The organism is Geodermatophilus tzadiensis, from assembly GCF_003002915.1.
GTDB lineage: Bacteria > Actinomycetota > Actinomycetes > Mycobacteriales > Geodermatophilaceae > Geodermatophilus > Geodermatophilus tzadiensis.
Genome location: NZ_PVTG01000002.1, coordinates 195,713 through 212,442, shown reverse-complemented (window position 1 = coordinate 212,442; position 16,730 = coordinate 195,713). Strand labels below are relative to the sequence as shown.

Annotated in this window: 19 protein-coding genes; 8 read left to right on the top strand and 11 right to left on the bottom strand. The window is 75.3% G+C overall.

Features of this window, described 5'->3' with window-relative positions; translation table 11 throughout:
- Positions 1–32: 32 nt before the first annotated feature.
- From LY71_RS04060 to LY71_RS04045, 4 genes are all read right to left on the bottom strand, one after another.
- On the bottom strand, positions 33–530 hold the full coding sequence (locus tag LY71_RS04060) for a DUF5994 family protein (protein WP_106275679.1): 498 nt from the start codon (positions 528–530) through the stop codon (positions 33–35).
- A 228-nt stretch (positions 531–758) separates the two neighbouring features.
- Entirely contained in the window at positions 759–2,648 is a 1,890-nt protein-coding gene (typA, locus tag LY71_RS04055; RefSeq protein ID WP_106275678.1) for a translational GTPase TypA, read from the bottom strand.
- A gap of 99 nt (positions 2,649–2,747) precedes the next feature.
- Positions 2,748–3,101 carry a hypothetical protein gene (locus LY71_RS04050; RefSeq protein WP_106275677.1) on the bottom strand — a complete coding sequence of 118 codons (354 nt, stop codon included), beginning with the start codon at positions 3,099–3,101 and terminating at the stop codon, positions 2,748–2,750.
- Between the two features lie 203 nt (positions 3,102–3,304).
- Positions 3,305–3,868 (bottom strand): YceI family protein, encoded by a 564-nt coding sequence (locus tag LY71_RS04045; protein WP_106275676.1) that lies wholly within the window; start codon positions 3,866–3,868, stop codon positions 3,305–3,307.
- 84 nt (positions 3,869–3,952) lie between these two features.
- Here LY71_RS04045 and LY71_RS04040 point away from each other — a divergent pair, with 84 nt between their 5' ends.
- Positions 3,953–4,453 (top strand): MarR family winged helix-turn-helix transcriptional regulator, encoded by a 501-nt coding sequence (locus LY71_RS04040; RefSeq protein WP_106275675.1) that lies wholly within the window; start codon positions 3,953–3,955, stop codon positions 4,451–4,453.
- 46 nt (positions 4,454–4,499) lie between these two features.
- Here LY71_RS04040 and LY71_RS04035 read toward each other — a convergent pair whose 3' ends face one another.
- From LY71_RS04035 to LY71_RS04025, 3 genes are read right to left on the bottom strand one after another with little or no spacing between them, the layout of a single operon-like run.
- Entirely contained in the window at positions 4,500–5,426 is a 927-nt protein-coding gene (locus tag LY71_RS04035; protein ID WP_106275674.1) for an enoyl-CoA hydratase-related protein, read from the bottom strand.
- Positions 5,423–6,415, bottom strand: a complete 993-nt coding sequence (locus LY71_RS04030) for an acyl-CoA dehydrogenase family protein (protein ID WP_106275673.1) — start codon at positions 6,413–6,415, stop codon at positions 5,423–5,425. The genes LY71_RS04035 and LY71_RS04030 overlap by 4 nt, the downstream gene beginning before the upstream one ends.
- Before the next feature lie 5 nt (positions 6,416–6,420).
- A complete protein-coding gene (locus tag LY71_RS04025; RefSeq protein WP_106275672.1) occupies positions 6,421–7,629 on the bottom strand; it encodes an acyl-CoA dehydrogenase family protein in 1,209 nt (402 codons plus the stop codon).
- Positions 7,630–7,736: 107 nt separating this feature from the next.
- On the opposite strand from LY71_RS04025, the gene LY71_RS04020 reads away from it, so the two are divergent.
- The 4 genes from LY71_RS04020 to LY71_RS04005 are packed head-to-tail and all read left to right on the top strand — an operon-like array spanning position 7,737 to position 10,747.
- On the top strand, positions 7,737–8,396 hold the full coding sequence (locus LY71_RS04020; RefSeq protein WP_106275671.1) for a TetR/AcrR family transcriptional regulator: 660 nt from the start codon (positions 7,737–7,739) through the stop codon (positions 8,394–8,396).
- Between the two features lie 57 nt (positions 8,397–8,453).
- A complete protein-coding gene (locus tag LY71_RS04015; protein WP_245887648.1) occupies positions 8,454–10,019 on the top strand; it encodes a long-chain-fatty-acid--CoA ligase in 1,566 nt (521 codons plus the stop codon).
- A gap of 46 nt (positions 10,020–10,065) precedes the next feature.
- Positions 10,066–10,299, top strand: a complete 234-nt coding sequence (locus tag LY71_RS04010; protein ID WP_106275669.1) for a FitA-like ribbon-helix-helix domain-containing protein — start codon at positions 10,066–10,068, stop codon at positions 10,297–10,299.
- 10 nt (positions 10,300–10,309) lie between these two features.
- Complete coding sequence (locus tag LY71_RS04005; RefSeq protein ID WP_211297130.1) at positions 10,310–10,747, top strand: type II toxin-antitoxin system VapC family toxin; 438 nt, start codon at positions 10,310–10,312, stop codon at positions 10,745–10,747.
- Here LY71_RS04005 and LY71_RS04000 read toward each other — a convergent pair.
- A complete protein-coding gene (locus LY71_RS04000) occupies positions 10,692–11,417 on the bottom strand; it encodes a DsbA family oxidoreductase (protein WP_211297129.1) in 726 nt (241 codons plus the stop codon). The two genes, LY71_RS04005 and LY71_RS04000, sit on opposite strands and share 56 nt — an antisense overlap.
- A gap of 59 nt (positions 11,418–11,476) precedes the next feature.
- On the bottom strand, positions 11,477–12,328 hold the full coding sequence (locus LY71_RS03995) for a patatin-like phospholipase family protein (RefSeq protein ID WP_106275666.1): 852 nt from the start codon (positions 12,326–12,328) through the stop codon (positions 11,477–11,479).
- Between the two features lie 105 nt (positions 12,329–12,433).
- On the opposite strand from LY71_RS03995, the gene LY71_RS03990 reads away from it, so the two are divergent.
- Both LY71_RS03990 and LY71_RS03985 read left to right on the top strand, forming a co-directional pair.
- Entirely contained in the window at positions 12,434–14,176 is a 1,743-nt protein-coding gene (locus LY71_RS03990) for a class I adenylate-forming enzyme family protein (RefSeq protein WP_106275665.1), read from the top strand.
- Positions 14,177–14,245: 69 nt separating this feature from the next.
- Complete coding sequence (locus LY71_RS03985; RefSeq protein ID WP_106275664.1) at positions 14,246–15,298, top strand: potassium channel family protein; 1,053 nt, start codon at positions 14,246–14,248, stop codon at positions 15,296–15,298.
- A gap of 4 nt (positions 15,299–15,302) precedes the next feature.
- Here the strand turns inward: LY71_RS03985 and LY71_RS23310 are convergent, their stop codons facing one another.
- Together LY71_RS23310 and LY71_RS03980 are read right to left on the bottom strand one after the other, a co-directional pair.
- Positions 15,303–15,479: a hypothetical protein gene (locus LY71_RS23310; RefSeq protein ID WP_170121206.1), complete on the bottom strand. Its 177-nt coding sequence runs from the start codon at positions 15,477–15,479 to the stop codon at positions 15,303–15,305.
- 81 nt (positions 15,480–15,560) lie between these two features.
- Entirely contained in the window at positions 15,561–16,418 is an 858-nt protein-coding gene (locus tag LY71_RS03980; protein ID WP_106275663.1) for an NAD(P)H-binding protein, read from the bottom strand.
- Positions 16,419–16,531: 113 nt separating this feature from the next.
- Here LY71_RS03980 and LY71_RS03975 point away from each other — a divergent pair, with 113 nt between their 5' ends.
- Positions 16,532–16,726 carry a hypothetical protein gene (locus LY71_RS03975; RefSeq protein ID WP_106275662.1) on the top strand — a complete coding sequence of 65 codons (195 nt, stop codon included), beginning with the start codon at positions 16,532–16,534 and terminating at the stop codon, positions 16,724–16,726.
- Positions 16,727–16,730: the final 4 nt, after the last annotated feature.

Genomic DNA, 16,730 nt, shown 5'->3' with positions numbered 1-16,730 from the left:
CGCGGCGGGCAGGGCTGCCCTCGGGGCGGCTCTCAGACGGCGCGGGTCACCGGCAGGTCGGGCACCTGGGGCAGCGGCTGCGAGCGGGCCGCGGCCAGCACCATCTGCGGCGAGCGCGGCAGGCCCCGCCGGGTGCACAGCCGCAGGGCCCGCACGCCGGTGATGACGTCGGTCTCCGGCGGGACGACGAGCAGGTCCGCGCGCCGGTTGCCGCCGGCCCAGCTGAGGCAGACCACCCCGGGGTCCATGCTGCGGAACCCGCCGGTGCGCACCACCCGGCCGTCGACGACGACCTTGCGCGGCGCCGGCTGCCAGGCGTCGAGGGGGTAGGTGAACCGCTCGATGCGCAGGCCCCGCCGGTCGAGGGCCGCGATCAGCTCGGGGACCTCGGCGGCGAGGTCGCGGCTGCGGGGGAACCAGGCCCCGTCGAAGGCGTTGGTCCCCGACCCGACGTCGGCCCGCAGACTCACCCGGACGTCGATGCCACCGCGGAAGCCCTCGCGTCCGTCTGCTGCCAGGGTCGTCGTCATCAGCTCGTGGCCTCCCGCTCGCGGTACCGCGGGCCCGCGTCCGGGTCCGTCCGCCGACGGTAGGTCGGCGTGTCGGCGCGCCCCGGTGCACGGCGGCCGGGCCTGTCGGCTCCATCCGGCTCGTCATCACGACCGGTCACCGCGCGGTCACGACGACACCGTCCCGGACAGCACGACGGCCCCCGTCCGGGAGACCGGGCGGGGGCCGTCGAGGCGGGGCCGTGGGGCCTACGGCTTGGGCTTGCGGTTCTTGGCCTTGCCGCGCTCGGTCTGGTCGAGGACCACCTTGCGGATGCGGACCGACGCCGGGGTGACCTCCACGCACTCGTCCTCGGCGCAGAACTCCAGCGCCTGCTCGAGGTTCAGGATGCGCGGCGGGATCAGCCGCTCCAGCTCCTCGGAGGTGGACTTGCGCATGTTGGTGAGCTTCTTCTCCTTGGTGATGTTCACGTCCATGTCGTCCGGACGGGAGTTCTCACCGACGATCATGCCCTCGTAGACGTCCGTGCCCGGCTGGACCATGAGCGAGCCGCGCTCCTGCAGCGAGAACATCGAGTAGGTCGTCGCCACGCCCTGGCGGTCGGCGACCAGCGAGCCGGTCGGGCGGGCGCGCATCTCGCCCAGCCACGGCTCGTAGCCCTCGAGGTTGTGGTTGAGGACGCCGGTGCCGCGGGTCTCGGTGAGGAACTCGGTGCGGAACCCGATGAGGCCGCGGGAGGGGACGACGTACTCCATCCGCGCCCAGCCGGTGTCGTGGTGCACCAGGTTCTCCAGCCGCCCGCGCCGGGTGGCCAGCGCCTGGGTCAGCGTGCCCACGTACTCGCCGGGGGTGTCGATGGTGACCCGCTCGACCGGCTCGTGGAGCTTGCCGTCGATGGTCTTGGTGACCACGGTCGGCCGGCCGACGGTCAGCTCGAACTCCTCCCGGCGCAGCTGCTCGACGAGGATGGCCAGCGCCAGCTCGCCGCGGCCCTGCATCTCCCAGGTGTCGGGACGCTCGGTGGGCAGCATGCGCACCGAGACGTTGCCGACCAGCTCCTGGTCGAGGCGGTTCTTGATCAGCCGCGCGGTCAGCTTCTTGCCCGACCGGCCCGACAGCGGCGAGGTGTTGATCCCGATGGTGATGGAGATCGACGGCTCGTCCACGGTGAGCGGCGGCAGCGGCCGCGGGTCGTTCGGGTCGGCGAGGGTGTCGCCGATCATGACGTCCTCGATGCCGGCGATCGCGACGAGCTCACCGGGGCCGGCGCTCTCGGCCGGGGTGCGGGTGAGCCCCTCGGTGACCAGCAGCTCGGTGATCTTGACGTTCTTGATGCTGCCGTCGGTGCGGCACCAGGCGACCGTCTGGCCGCTCTTCATCGTCCCGGAGTGGATGCGCAGCAGCGCGAGCCGGCCGAGGTAGGGCGAGGCGTCGAGGTTGGTGACCTGCGCGCGCAGGGGCTCCTCGGCGTCGTAGACCGGCGCCGGGATGGTGTCGAGCAGGGTCTTCACCAGCGGCGCGAGGTCCGGGCTGTCGGGGGAGGTGCCGTCGGCGGGCCGGGTGAGCGAGGCCTGCCCGGTCTTGCCGTTGCTGTAGACGATCGGGAAGTCGAGGTTGTCGACGTCCATGCCGGAGTCCTCGAGCAGCTCCATGAACAGCTCGTAGGTCTCGTCGACGACCTCGCCGATGCGGGCGTCGGAGCGGTCGGTCTTGTTGACCACGAGGATGACCGGCATCCCCTTGCCCAGCGCCTTGCGCAGCACGAAGCGGGTCTGCGGCAGCGGGCCCTCGGAGGCGTCGACGAGCAGGACGACGCCGTCGACCATCGACAGGCCGCGCTCGACCTCGCCGCCGAAGTCGGCGTGGCCCGGGGTGTCGACGATGTTGACCGTCACCGGGTTGCCGTCCTCGTCGGCCAGCCGGATCGCGGTGTTCTTGGCGAGGATGGTGATGCCGCGCTCGCGCTCGAGGTCCATCGAGTCCATGACGCGGTCCTGCGTCGTGTCGGCGTCGGTCCCCTCGCCCTTGGCGCGGCCGAGTGCACCGGCCTGGCGGAGGAGGGCGTCGACCAGGGTGGTCTTGCCGTGGTCGACGTGGGCGATGATGGCCACGTTGCGCAGGTCGTCGCGGGTGGGCATGCGGAAGGGCACCTCGGGGGTTCGGGGACGCCGCGGCAGTGCGCCACGCGGCATCACGAGTAACGGCCGCCGGCCCGGCGACCTTCCCATGCTAGGTGCTCAGCGGACGGCGACCGGCTCCCGCGGGCGGTCGGCCACCGCGTACGCCACCCCGGCGGCGGCGATCGTGACCAGACTCACGGCCAGCCAGGCGGGCAGGCCCACGCCGAGGGCCAGCACGTGGGCAAGGACGAAGGCACCGACGTAGAGCGCGCCCAGGCCGAGGGCGACGGCCCACCCGCGGCGCTGCACCCACAGGTATGCGGCGGCCAGCCCGGCGCCGGCGAAGACCGCCCCGCCCAGCGCGCGGACGCCGGTGCCCTGCGCGACGCCGAAGCCGGCCGCCAGCCCCACGGCGACGAGGGCGGCGGAGGACAGCCGGGCGCGGGCGCGGGTCAGCACGGACGTCGTCATGCCCCCAGTGTCCCCGGGTCGCCGGGGGACGATCAGGTGACCGGGTCGTGCGGCGCCCTGGCTCGCGGTGGAGGGGTGGGCCAGGACGCGCGAGGGCCCCGGACGACCGGGTCGTCCGGGGCCCCGGTGACGTGCTGGAACGCCCCACCCTCCAAGGGCCCGCGCCGAGCGGAGCGAGGCGTGGGGGGAGGGGTGGTCCTTGTTCAGGCGGTGCGGAGCACGGCCTCGATCTCGAGCTCGACGTCGATCTTGTCGCCGACGACGACGCCGCCGCCGTCCATCGGCATGTCGATGTCGACGCCGTAGGCCTTGCGGGAGATGGAGGTCTTGGCGCTGAAGCCGGCGCGGTAGCCGCCGTAGGCGTCCGGGCCGAAGCCGTTGAGCTCGAGCGCGAGGGTCACCGGCTTGGTGGTGCCCTTGATGGTCAGGTCGCCCTGGACGGTCCAGTCCTCACCGTCGGCGACGACGGCGGTCGAGCGGAAGGTCATCTCGGTGTGGTTGCCCACGTCGAAGAAGTCGGCGGAGCGGATGTGCGCGTCGCGCTGCTCCTGGCGGGTGTCGATCGAGTCCATGTCGATCGTGGCGGTGACCGCCGACTGCGACGGGTCCTCGGCGGTGACGAGCTCGCCGGAGAAGCGGGTGAAGTAGCCGCGGACCTTGCTGACCATCATGTGGCGCACGGAGAAGCCGACGGTCGAGTGCGCGGCGTCGATGTCCCAGGTGCCGGCGACGTAGCCGGGGATCTGGACGGCGGTGGTGCTGGTCATGGGGACTCCAGGTGGTTGAGCGTTTGACCTTCTGCCGACGAAGCGTAGTTGAGGGCTCATCTATTCCGCCAGTACCCTGAGGACATGACGACGGAGGTGTCGCCGGGCACCGTCCCGGGCGCGGCGGACGACGGCACGCGCTGGCTCGACGCCGGGGAGCAGCGCGCCTGGCGGGCCTGGCTCTACAGCACCCAGCTGCTGCAGGAGCGGCTCGAGCGCGACCTGATGCGCGCCACCGGCATCCCGCAGGCCTACTACGAGATCCTGGTGCAGCTGTCGGAGGCGCCGGACCGGCAGATGCGGATGAGCGAGCTGGCCGACCGCTGCCTGTCCTCCCGCAGCCGCCTCTCGCACGCCGTCTCCCGGCTGGAGGAGCGCGGCTGGGTGCGCCGGCAGGTCTGCCCCGAGGACGGCCGCGGACTGCTCGCCGTGCTCACCGACGAGGGCTTCGCCGCGCTGGAGGCCGCCGCCCCGGTGCACGTGGAGAGCGTGCGCACGCACCTGTTCGACCAGCTCTCCCCCGGGCAGGTGGCCGCGATGGAGGACATCGGGCGGACCCTGCTGCGCCACCTCGACCCCGACTGAACACGCCCGGACGGGGCTCACGGACTGCACTCGCCCAGGGTCGCCGTCAGGCCGGCCCCGGCCACCCCGCCTCCCCCGGGGGTGGCTCGGCGTCGCCCGGCGGCACGGGCCAGCGCGGGACCCCGGCGACGTCGCCGTCGCCGAGCGGGGCGGTGAAGTCCGGCGCCCGCCTGGCGAGGAAGGCGGCGACGCCCTCGGCCACGTCGGGGCCGGTGGCGAGCTCGGCGAGCGCCCGGGTCTCGGCGCGGTGGGCGTCCCAGGGCGAGGGCGCGCCGAGCATCGACCAGAGCAGCTGGCGGGCCGCGCCGACGGCGACCCCGCTGGTGTTGTCCGCGATCTCGGCGGCCAGCGCGTGCGCGGCGGGCAGCAGCTCGGCGTCGGGCACCACCCGCGACACCAGCCGTCCGCGCAGCGCCTCCGCGGCGTCGAACACCCGGCCGGTGGCCACCCACTCCATCGCCTGGCTGATGCCGACCACCCGTGGCAGGAACCACGACGAGGCGGCCTCCGGGACGATGCCGCGGCGGGTGAAGACGAAGCCGAAGCGGGCCGACTCCGCGGCGATCCGGACGTCCATCGGCAGGGTCAGCGTGGCGCCGATGCCCACCGCCGGGCCGTTGACCGCGGCGATCACCGGCTTGCGCAGCGCGGCGAAGGGCAGCGAGGCCACCCCGCCCCAGTCGCGGGGCAGGCCGCCCACGGTGCCGCGGCCGGCGGGGTCGTCGAAGGCCGCGCCGCGGGCGCGGTCGCCCAGGCCGCCGGAGCCGGCGGTGAGGTCGGCGCCGGCGCAGAACGCCCGGCCCTCCCCGGTGACGACGACCACCCGGACCGCGTCGTCGGCGTCAGCGGCGGCCGCGGCCTCGGCCAGCTCGGCGGCCATGACCGCGGTGAAGGCGTTGAGCCGGTCGGGCCGCGACAGCGTGATCGTCGCGACCCGGTCGGCCACCTCGTAGCGCAGCTGGGTGGGGGTCACCCCAGGGCGCCGGCGAGGGCCAGGCGGGCGACGGCGTCGTGGTGCTCGCCGGCGTCGCCGAGCAGCAGCCGGTCGACCTTGGCCCGCCGCCAGTACAGGTGCGCGTCGTGCTCCCAGGTGAAGCCGATCCCGCCGTGCACCTGCACGAGGGTCTCCGCGGCCCGCTCGAAGGCCTCGGCGGCGTAGGCCTTGGCGGCCGCGGCGGCCAGTGGCAGCTCGGCGGGCGAGGCGTCGGCGGCCCACGCCGCCCACCACACCAGCGAGCGCAACTGCTCCACGCCGACCCACGCGTCGACGAGCATGTGCTTGACCGCCTGGTAGGAGCCGATCAGCCGGCCGAACGCCTCGCGCTCCTTGGCGTAGGCCACGCCCAGCTGCACCGCCCGGTCGGCCGCGCCGAGGTCCTCGGCGGCCAGCGCCACCGCGCCGACCGCGCGCGCCCGGGCCCACAGCTCACCGGCGTCCTCGGCCAGCACCCGGCGGCTGGTCAGCCGCACCGAGGCCAGGCCGCGGGTGGCGTCCAGCGGCCGCCCGGGCACCACCTCGCCCTCGCCGGCGACGAGGGTGCCGCCGTCGAGGCCGAGGAAGAGGGTGGCGTCGGCGGCGTCGATCGAGGGCGCCGACCCGGTCACCGGCCCGTCGAGGACGGCGAGCGCGGTGGACCCGTCGGCGAGCTGGGCGGCCAGGTCGGGCGCGGACTCCAGCAGCACCGCGGCGCGGGCCGCCGTCACCAGGGACGGCGCGGCCAGCACCGCACCGGCCTGCTCGGCGACGACGGCGAGGTCGAGCACGCTGCCGCCCGCGCCGCCGGCCGACTCGGGCACGGTGATGCCGAGGAAGCCGATGTCGGCCAGCGCCTTGCGGCCCGGCGCGGGAGCCCCGGTGCCCTCGAGCGCGGCGCGCGCGGCCGCCGTGGACACCGAGCCGGTGAAGAACGCGCGGGCGCCGGCGGCGGCGTCGCGCTGGTCGTCGGAGAGGTCGAAGTCCACCGTCGTCACCTCGCGAAGGGGGCGGTCTTGTCGGTCCGGGGCTCCGGCGGCAGGCCCAGCACCCGCTCGCCGAGGATGTTGCGCAGCACCTGGTCGGTGCCGCCGGCGATGGCGATGCCCGGCACGTGGGCCTGCGCCCTCTGCCAGGTCTCGTCGCCGTCGGCGGTGGCGCCGAGCACCGCCTCGTCGCCGAGCAGGCGCACGCCGGCATCGGACACCAGCCGCGCCGCGGCGGTGCCGCCGAGCTTGCCGGCGCTTGCCTCCGGGCCGGGCACGCCGCCCTTGCTCAGCGCGGTGAACCGGCGGTAGCCGGTGTAGCGGCTGGCCAGTGCGGCCACCAGCGCCCGGCCCACCGCCTGGCGGGCGAGCGCCTGCTGGTCGGCGCCGAGCGCGGGCAGCCGGTCACGGGCGTGCGCGGCCAGCGCCTCGGCGGACTGGCCGATGTCGCTGCCGGCCCCGCCGATGGCCACCCGCTCGTTCATCAGCGTGGTCAGCGCGACCCGCCACCCCTCCCCCGGCTCGCCGAGCCGCTCGGCGTCGGGGATGCGGACGTCGTCGAAGAAGACCTCGTTGAAGTCGGCGCCGCCGGTCATCTGCCGCAGCGGCCGGACGGTCACGCCGGGGGCGTGCATGTCGACGACGAACATCGTCAGCCCGGCGTGCTTGGGCTTCGCCGGGTCGGTGCGGGTGAGCAGGATGCCGAAGTCGGCGACGTGCGCGAGCGTCGTCCACACCTTCTGGCCGTTGACCACCCAGTCCTCGCCGTCGCGGACGGCCGAGGTGCGCAGCGCCGCCAGGTCCGAGCCCGAGGCCGGCTCGCTGAACAGCTGGCACCAGACGTCGTCGGCGCGCAGCAGCCGGGTCAGGTAGCGGGCGCGCTGGTCGTCGCTGCCGTGCGCGATGACGGTGGGCCCGCACATGCCGAGGCCGATGTGGTTGATGAGCGTGGGCACCCGGGCGCGGGCCAGCTCCTGCACCACGATCGCCTGCTGCACCAGCGTGCCGCCCTGCCCGCCGTACTCCCGCGGCCAGGTGACGCCGACCAGGCCGGCCTCGGCCAGTACCCGCTGGGTGGTGCGCAGCTCGGCCTCGCGCAGGCGGGCGTCCGCCGACTCCCCCGGCCGCACGTGCAGCAGCTCGGCGTCGTGCTCCTCCAGCGTGGCCCGGACACGCGCCCGGTAGGCGGCCTCGTCGGGGGTGTCGTCGAAGTCCACGGGTGCGCCTTCCGTCGTCGAGCGGTCCGGCGGCAGCGTGGCAGCGCTCCCCCACGACGGTCAACGGTGACTGTTCCTGGGCCCGGCCGGGGCCTACCCTGCCGCGGGTGACCGCCGACCCCGTCCCGTCCGGCGCGCCGCGGCGCAGCCGCTCGGCGCGCACGGCCGGCAGCCGGGCGCTGATCCTCGACGCCGCCGTGGCCTGCCTGGTCGAGGACGGCTACGCCGGCGCCTCCACCCTCGCCGTCCAGGCCCGGGCCGGGGTGTCCCGCGGGCGCCTGCTGCACCACTTCCCGTCCCGCGCCGAGCTGCTCGTCGCCGCGGCCGGGCACCTGTCGACCACGCTGCTGGCCGAGGTGGAGGCGCGGGCCGCGGCGGTGATGGCCGACCAGCCCCCCGGCCCCGAGCGGGTCGACCGGGCGATCGACCTCATGTGGGCGACGTTCCAGGAGCCGCCGTTCTGGGCGGCGATGGAGCTGTGGACGGCGGCCCGCACCGACCCGGGGCTGCGGGCGGCGCTGCGGACCGAGGAGCGGCGGCTGCGCGCGGCGATCCGGCGGGTGGCCGACGGCATCTGGGGGCCGGAGGTCGCGGCCGCACCGCGCTACGCGGAGGTGTGCGAGCTGCTGTTCACCAGCATGCGCGGGGTCGCCTGCGTCTACGCCTTCGCCGAGCGCCCGGCGGCCACGGACCCCCACGTGGCGCTGTGGAAGGGCCTCGCCGCCCGGCTGCTGGTGGCCGGGGAGGACGGCAACGGTCAGGCTTGACCGCCCTCGCCCGCCCCCACCAGCATGACGCGGGTCACACCCGACCGAGGAGGCCCCGTGGACGTCCCCAACCTCGCCGGACGCGGCATGACCGCGTCGGACCAGCTCGCCCGCTGGGCCCGCCGGACCCCCGAGGCGGTGGCGCTGCGCTTCGAGGGGACCGGGCGCACCTACGCCGAGCTCGACGAGCGGGTGACCCGCCTGGCCCGCGCCCTGGCCGCCCGCGGCGTCGGCACCGGCGACCGGATCGCCGTCCTGGCGCTCAACGGGCTCGAGACCTGGGAGACCTACCTGGCCGGCGTGCGCCTGGGCGCGGTCGTGGTGCCGGTCAACTTCCGGCTGGTGGCCGACGAGGTGGCCTACGTGCTCACCGACAGCGGCGCGACCGCGCTGGTGGTGGACGCCGCGCTGGCCGAGGTGGGCGCCAAGGCCCGCGCGCAGGCGCCCGGGGTGACCACGGTGCTCACGATCGGCGAGGAGCTCGAGGCGGCGCTGGCCGCGGCCGGCGCCGAGCCCCTCGAGGTGGCGGTCGACGAGTCCGCGCCGGCGTTCATCATGTACACCTCGGGCACGACCGGCCGGCCCAAGGGCGCCGTGCTCACCCACCGCAACCTGCTGATGCACGTGTTCAGCCAGGTCACCCACCTGGGCTGGGACCCCGACGACCGGGTCGCCGTCCCCGGCGCGCCGCTGTTCCACATCGCCGGGCTGGCCGGCGGCCTGCCGCCGCTGCTGCTCGGCGGCACGCACGTCGTCCTGCGCTCGGGCGGCTTCGACCCCGTGGCCACGCTCGACCTCATCGAGCGGGAGCGGGTGAGCAGCATCTTCCTGGTGCCGGCGATGTGGGCCGCGGTGGTCGCCGTCCCCGGGATCGCCGACCGCGACCTGTCGTCGCTGCGCCGCATCTCGTGGGGCGCGGCCCCGGCCTCGACGACGCTGCTGCGCACGATGATCGACACGTTCCCGCAGGCGGAGGTGGTCACCGCGTTCGGGCAGACCGAGTGCAGCCCGGTCACCACCTTCCTGCGCGGCGAGGACTCGGTGCGCAAGATCGGTTCGGTCGGCACGCCGATGCTCAACGTCGAGGTGCGCGTGGTCGACGAGGCGATGCAGGACGTCCCGCAGGGCGAGGTCGGCGAGATCGTCTACCGCAGCCCGATGGTGATGAAGGAGTACTGGGGCAAGCCCGAGGCGACGGCCGAGGCGTTCGCCGGGGGCTGGTTCCACTCCGGCGACCTGGTGCGGCAGGACGAGGAGGGCTACCTCTACGTCGTCGACCGCAAGAAGGACATGATCATCACCGGCGGCGAGAACGTGTACTGCGCCGAGGTCGAGGACGTCCTGGCCGCGCACCCGAAGGTGGCCGAGGTGGCGCTGATCGGCGTCCCCGACACGCGCTACGGCGAGGCGCCGCTGGCCGTCGTCGCCCCGCGGGACCCGGCCGACCCGCCGACGACCGAGGAGCTCACCGCCTGGTGCCGCGAGCGGCTGGCCCGCTACAAGAACCCGCGCGAGTACTCGGTCGTCGGCGCGCTGCCGCGCAACCCCAGCGGCAAGGTGCTCAAGACCCGCCTGCGGGAGGAGCACTCGGCCGGCTCGCTGGTCGCCGAACCGGTGGTCTGACGCGTCGGTGGGTGCACGTCGCATGCACCGCACGCAGACTGCCTGCATGCCCAGGACGGTCCAGGTCCGGGACGTCCCGGACGACGTGCACGAGGTCCTGCGGGTGCGCGCAGCCCGCGCCGGGCTGTCGCTGTCCGAGTACCTCCGCAGGGAGGTCAGCGGGCTGGCCCGGCGACCGACCGCGGAGGAGTTCCTGTCGCGCGTGACGGCACGGGCCGACGTCCCCGTCGACTCCGAGCGGATCGTCGCGGCCGTGCACGCCGAGCGCGACGTGCGCTGAGGTGTCCGTCGTGCTCGACGCCTCCGTGGTCCTGCGCCTGCTCCTGCAGACCGGCGGACGCGCCGCCGACCTCCACGACCTCGTGCGGACCGACGACCTGCACGCACCGGCGCTGGTCGACGTGGAGGTCGCCTCAGGGCTGCGCAGGCTCACCGCCACCGGGGCCGTCGGTGCCGATCGAGCCGCCGAGGCCGTCGACGACCTGGCACTCCTGGGGATCGAGCGCCACCCGCACACCCCGCTGCTCCCCCGGATCTGGCAACTCCGGTCGGACCTGACCGCCTACGACGCCACCTACGCCGCCCTCGCCGAGACGCCGGGGCGTGCGCTCCTCACCGCCGACCGGGGACTCGCGACCGCCCCGGTCCCCGGTGCGAACGGCGACACCTGCCCTAGGCGCCCGGTCGGACCGAGCAGCCGTCGGGGCCGCAGACCTCGCCGCCGCTGATGACCGGGATGAGCGGCGTGCGCTCGGCCCAGGCCCGCTCGAGCACCTGCAGCAGGACGTCGGCCGACTGGGCGCCGTTGACGCCGTACTTCCGGTCGACGACGAAGAACGGCACGCCGCTGATGCCCAGCGCCTGCGCCTCGGCCTCGTCGGCCCGCACCGCACCCGCGTACCGCTGGTCGGTCAGTGCGGCGCGCACCTCGTCGGCGTCCAGCCCGGCCTCGGCGGCCAGCCGGACGAGGGTCTCGCGGTCGCCCACGGCCTCGCCCTCGCTGAAGTAGGCGGTCAGCAGCCGCTCCTCCACCCCGTCCTGCACCCCGCGCTCGGCGGCCAGGTGCAGCACCTGGTGGGCGTCGAAGGTGTTGGCGCGCACCGCCCGGTCGAAGCGGAAGTCCAGGCCCTCGGCGGCGGCCTGCTGGGTCATGGAGTCGGTCATCTGCTGCGCGCCGGCCACCGAGGTGCCGTACTTGCGCGCCAGCCGCTCGGCGTACTCCGTCGGCGTCACCGGCTCACCGGCGGCGGCCGAGGGTGCGCCCGGGTCGAGCTCGAACGCCTTCCACTCCACCTCGACGGCGTCCCGGTGCGCGAAGCGGGCCAGCGCGGCCTCGAAGCGGCGCTTGCCGATGTGGCACCAGGGACAGACGACGTCGGACCAGATCTCCACCTTCACGCCGGGACCAACCACGGCCCCGGCCGGCTCCATTCCGGGCCGGCCGGCGGCCCCTGCCCTCACCCGGACCAGACGTCGGCGACCTGCCCGGCCACCGAGGCCGCCTGCGCCCGGCCGGCCTCGGCCGAGGGACGGCGGGCCGCCGGGTCGAGCACGTTGCGGCCGATGGCCCGGCGGGCGGCCTCGTCCGGCGAGACGACGGCGGCCCGCGCTCCCATGCCGCTGACCTGGGCGTCCACGCTGGTCATCGGCCCGGCGCCGCGCGCGATCGGCGCCAGCACGACGACCCGCTCGTACCCGGCCGCGAGGTCGGCGTTGGCCGCCGAGCGCACCCCGCCGTCGACGTAGCGGCGACCGTCGATCGTCACCGGCGGGTAGACGCCGGGGACGGCGCAGCTGGCCGCGACCGCGTGTACCAGCGGCACGCCGGAGTCGCGGTCGAGGGGGCGGAACCCGCCGGTGACCGCGTCGACGGCGGTGACGGTGAGCGCCCGCTCGGGCCACTCCCGCGAGACCAGCCGGGAGCCGATGACGTCGAGCCGCTCCTGCTCCGACGGGGTCGCGCCGGCGGCCTCGGCGCGGAGCGCCAGCGCCCCCATCCGCCGGCGGAACGCGGTGCCGCTGCCGCGGCTGCGCAGCACCGCCCAGGCGAAGGCCGCCAGCGCCCGCCGTCCCATCCGGGCCGCGCGCTCCGACGTCGGGGGCTCGAGCTGGCGGCCGTACAGCTCCTCCAGGTCCGCCCCGCTGGTCACCTGGGCGCCGACGACGCTGCCGGCGGAGGTGCCGACGACGAGGTCGGCACCGGTCAGGTCGACGCCGGCCTCGGCCAGCCCCGCCAGCAGGCCGACCTCCCACGCGATGCCGGTGATGCCGCCCCCGCCGAGGACGAGGGCCCTGCGCTGGTCGCTCACCCGGCCATCGTCGCAAGCCGCGGTCGCCCGGCACCGGAGGGTGCTCGACAGGCGCTGTGAGCTGGGCCACGCTGTCGTGGAACCACCCCGGACGGAAGGACCCGCATGACCGCCACGCAGGACGCGCCCACCCCCACCGCCGCCAGCTGGCCGCCCGGGTTGCCGCGCTCCCTGGACTACCCGCTGGTGCCGGTCGGGTCGGTCCTGCGTGCGGCGGTGCGCCGCTGGGGGACGCGGACGGCGTTCGTCGACCACGACGTCGAGCTGACCTTCGAGGAGCTGGGCCGCCGCGCCTGCGCCGTCGCCAACTGGCTGGCCGACCACGGGGTGGGCCGCGGCGACGTCGTGGCCGTGCACATCCCGAACTGCCGCCAGTACCCGGCGGTCTACTACGGCGTGGTCATGGCCGGGGCGGTCTTCTCCCCCACCAACCCGCTGCTGCCGGCCGCCGACCTCGCCGCGCAGCTCACCGACGCCGGTGCGAAGGTCCTGGTCACCTGGGACCAGGTGCTGCCCTTCGTGCGCCCCGCGCTGGCCGCCACCCCGGTGCGGACCGTCGTGGTCACCGGCGAGGCGCACACCCTCGACCTCGCCGCCCGCCTCGACGGGCTGGAGGCGACCGACGTCGACCTCGCCGACCTGCTGGCCGCCGACCCGACCGACCGGCACCTCGACGCCGCCCTCGACCCGGCCGCCGACCTCGCCCACCTGGCCTACACCGGCGGCACCACCGGCGTGAGCAAGGGCGTCGAGCTGCCGCACCGCGCCGTCGTCACCAACGTGCTGCAGTCGGCGTGCTGGACGTCGGGCTCGCTGCCCGAGCTCGACGAGGCCGGCGACGTCACGATCCGCCAGGTGCTCGGCGAGGACGAGCACCCGATCCGGCTGGGCAGGGCCACGCTGGTCAACCTGACCCCGTGGTTCCACGCCATGGGCGCGATCGGCTACCTCAACGGCATGGTCGTGGCGGGCACCACGACCGTCGTCCACATGCGGTTCGACCCGGTGCGGTACGTGGAGGACGCCCAGCGGTACCGGGTGACCAGCATCGGCGGCGCCCCGCCGGTGTTCGTCGCGCTGCTGCAGGTGCCCGGCTTCGCGGAGGCCGACTGGTCGCACGTCCGCGGTGTGTCCAGCGGCGCCGCGCCGCTGCCGGTCCCGCTGATCGAGCGGCTGCAGGCGGTGCTGCCCAACGCGGTCATCGGCGAGGGCTACGGCCTGACCGAGGTGACGATGATGGCCACCGGCAACCCCTCGTTCCGCTCCGGCACCCGCAAGGCCGGCTCGGTGGGGGTGCCGGTCTTCGACACCGAGATCACCGTCCGGCCCCTGGGCGGCGGGGACCCGCTGCCGGTGGGCGAGCGCGGCGAGGTGTGCATCCGCGGCCCCCAGGTCATGCGCGGCTACGCCCACCGGCCCGAGGCGACGGCGGAGTCGATCGACCCCGACGGCTGGTTCCACACCGGCGACGTCGGCGTCCTGGACGAGGACGGCTACCTCTCGATCGTCGACCGCACCAAGGACATGCTGCTCTACAAGGGCTACAACGTGTTCCCGCGCGAACTGGAGGAGCTGCTCTTCGGCGTGCCGGGGGTGGCCGGCGCGGCGGTGGTCGGCCGGCCCGACGAGGAGGCCGGGGAGCTGCCGGTGGCCTACGTCGTCCGCCGCGACGACGACGCCGGGCGGGCGCTGACCGCCGGGTCGGTCATGGCCGCGGTCAACGACCGGGTCACCCCCTACAAGCGGCTGCGCGACGTCGTCTTCATCGACGCCATCCCGGTGTCGGCCGCGGGCAAGGTGCTCAAGCGCGAGCTGGCCGCGCGGGAGCGCGAGGCCGTATCGGGCTGACCCGTTCGGGGCGGTGCGCGCCGGCATCCCGGTGCGCACAGCCCCCGCTCGCTATCGTCCGCTGACGTGATGAGCGGACAGGCGGCGGACGACCCGCACACCGGTGTCCAGCTCGCCCACGTCGAGGAGTCGCCGACCCGCCAGGTGGGGCGCCGGGTCCTGTTCGCGGGCTTCTTCCTGGCGCTGACGGTGCTCATCGTCTGGCTCGACCGCGACTCCTACCGCGACGGCGACGAGGTCGGCATCTCGCTGCTCGACGCCGTCTACTACGCCACCGTCACGCTCTCCACCACCGGCTACGGCGACATCACGCCGATCACCGAGGGCGCGCGGCTGGTCAACATCCTGTTCATCACGCCGCTGCGCGTGCTGTTCCTGATCGTGCTCATCGGCACCACGCTCGAGGCGCTCACCGCGCGCTCGCGCGAGGAGTTCCGCATCCGACGCTGGAGGTCCCGCGTGCGCCAGCACGTCATCGTGTGCGGCTACGGCACCAAGGGCCGCAGCGCCGTCCGGTCCCTGCGGGCCACCGGCACCCGGCTGGAGGACATCGTCGTCGTCGACTCCGACCAGCGCGCGATGGACGAGGCCAACTCCATCGGGCTGACCGGCATCGTCGGCGACGCCGGGCGCACCGACGTGCTGCGCCGGGCGCACGTCGAGCGCGCCCGCGCGGTGATCGTGGCGGCCAACCGGGACGACGCCGCGGTGCTCATCACCCTCACCGTGCGCCAGCTCAACCCGAGCGTGCCGATCACCACCAGCGTCCGCGAGGAGGAGAACGCGAGCCTGCTGCGCCAGTCCGGCGCCGACACGGTCATCACCACCTCGGCGACGTCGGGCCGGCTGCTGGGCCTGTCCACCGACAGCCCGCGGGTGGTCTCGGTGGTGGAGGACCTGCTCACCGGCGGCCAGGGGCTCGACATCTCCCAGCGCACGGTCAGCTCCGGGGAGGTCGGGCTGGGCCCGCGCGACCTGCGCGACATCGTCCTGTCGGTCACCCGCGGAGGGCGCACGCTGCGCTACGACGACCCGCTGATCGGCACGCTGCAGAGCGAGGACGTGCTGGTCGTGGTCCGCTCGCACGGACCCGACGGTCACGCCTTCGCGCGCGCCCAGTAGACGCTCAGACCGGCAGCGCGGCCAGGTCGTCGGCCAGCCGGACGTCGGCGAGCACCAGGTCGGCGGCGGTGGTGTGCCAGCCGGCCACGAGCAGCAGCGGCCAGGGGGTCTCGTCGTCGGCCGAGGCGGTGGCGGCGACGAGGCCGGCCTGCGCGACGGCGCGGCACGCGATGGGGTTCATGCTCCGGGGATCGGCACGGGCGGCGCCGCACTGGAGCCCGGCGGCGGACCTCACCCCGGGGGATGAGGTCCGCCGGCCCGGTCAGCCCTGCGCGGCGCGGACGGCGTCGACCAGCGGGGTCACCTGCCGGCCGAGCAGCGCGGTGAGGGTCTCCTCGCCGGTGTCGAGCTCGCCGCGGGCGATGGAGGTGTCGATCGCGGTGACGAACCCGGCGGTGCCGGCATCGAGGCCGGCCTCCTGCAGCGCGGCGGTCAACTCCTCGGCCGGCAGGTCGCGGTAGCGCACGGGCGTGCCGGTGGCCTCGGTGACGGCGGCGGCGAGCTCGGCCAGGGTGACCCCGGGACCGCCGAGCTCCAGCACGCCGCTGCCCTCCTGGTCGGCGAGCAGGGCGGTCGCGGCCGCGACGGCGTAGTCGGCGCGCGGGGCGACCGACACCCGCCCCTCCCCCGCGGCACCCAGGATCTCGCCGGTGGCCAGGTACTGGCCGAGCTGGGCGGTGTAGTTCTCGACGTACCAGCTGTTGCGCAGGACCGTCGTCGGGACACCGACCTCGCGCAGCACCTCCTCGGTCTCCCGGTGCTCGCCGGCCAGCGGGTTGCCCGAGGTGTCGGCGTGCGCGATCGAGGTGTAGACGAGCCGCTGCACGCCGGCCGCGGCCGCCGCCTCGGCGACCGCGCGGTGCTGGGCCACCCGCGCGCCGGGCTCGTTGCCCGAGACCAGCAGCAGCCGCGTGACGCCGGCCAGCGCGCCGGGCAGCGTCTCGGGCCGCGAGTAGTCGCCCTCGCGGACCTGCACGCCGCGGGCGGCCAGGTCGGCGGCGGCGTCGGGACGGCGGACGACGGCGACGACGTCTCGCGCGGGGACGCCGCGGTCGAGCAGCTCCTCGACGGCGCGTCGGCCCAGGCCGCCGGTGGCTCCGGTGACGGCGTACGTGGTCATGCAGTGGCTCCTCGGGTGCGGCGGGGGTCTCGCGGGGGCCAACTGGAGGGGACGGCCGGCCATTCCGCGGGTAGGAGGGACGGTGACGTCCCCGACCCCACCGGGAGGACCCCGTGACCGAGCGACAGAGCGCCGTCGACCACCCCCGCAGTGACGACACCAAGGGCCGCGACCGGCACGACGGCGAGGACACCGCCGCGGTCAGCGAGCTGGTGGGCACCGCCGACGCCGACGACGTGCAGGCCCAGGGCGCGGCGCCGAACGCGCCGGGCGGGTCGGTACCGGCCCCGCCCGGCGGCGGCAGCTGAGCGC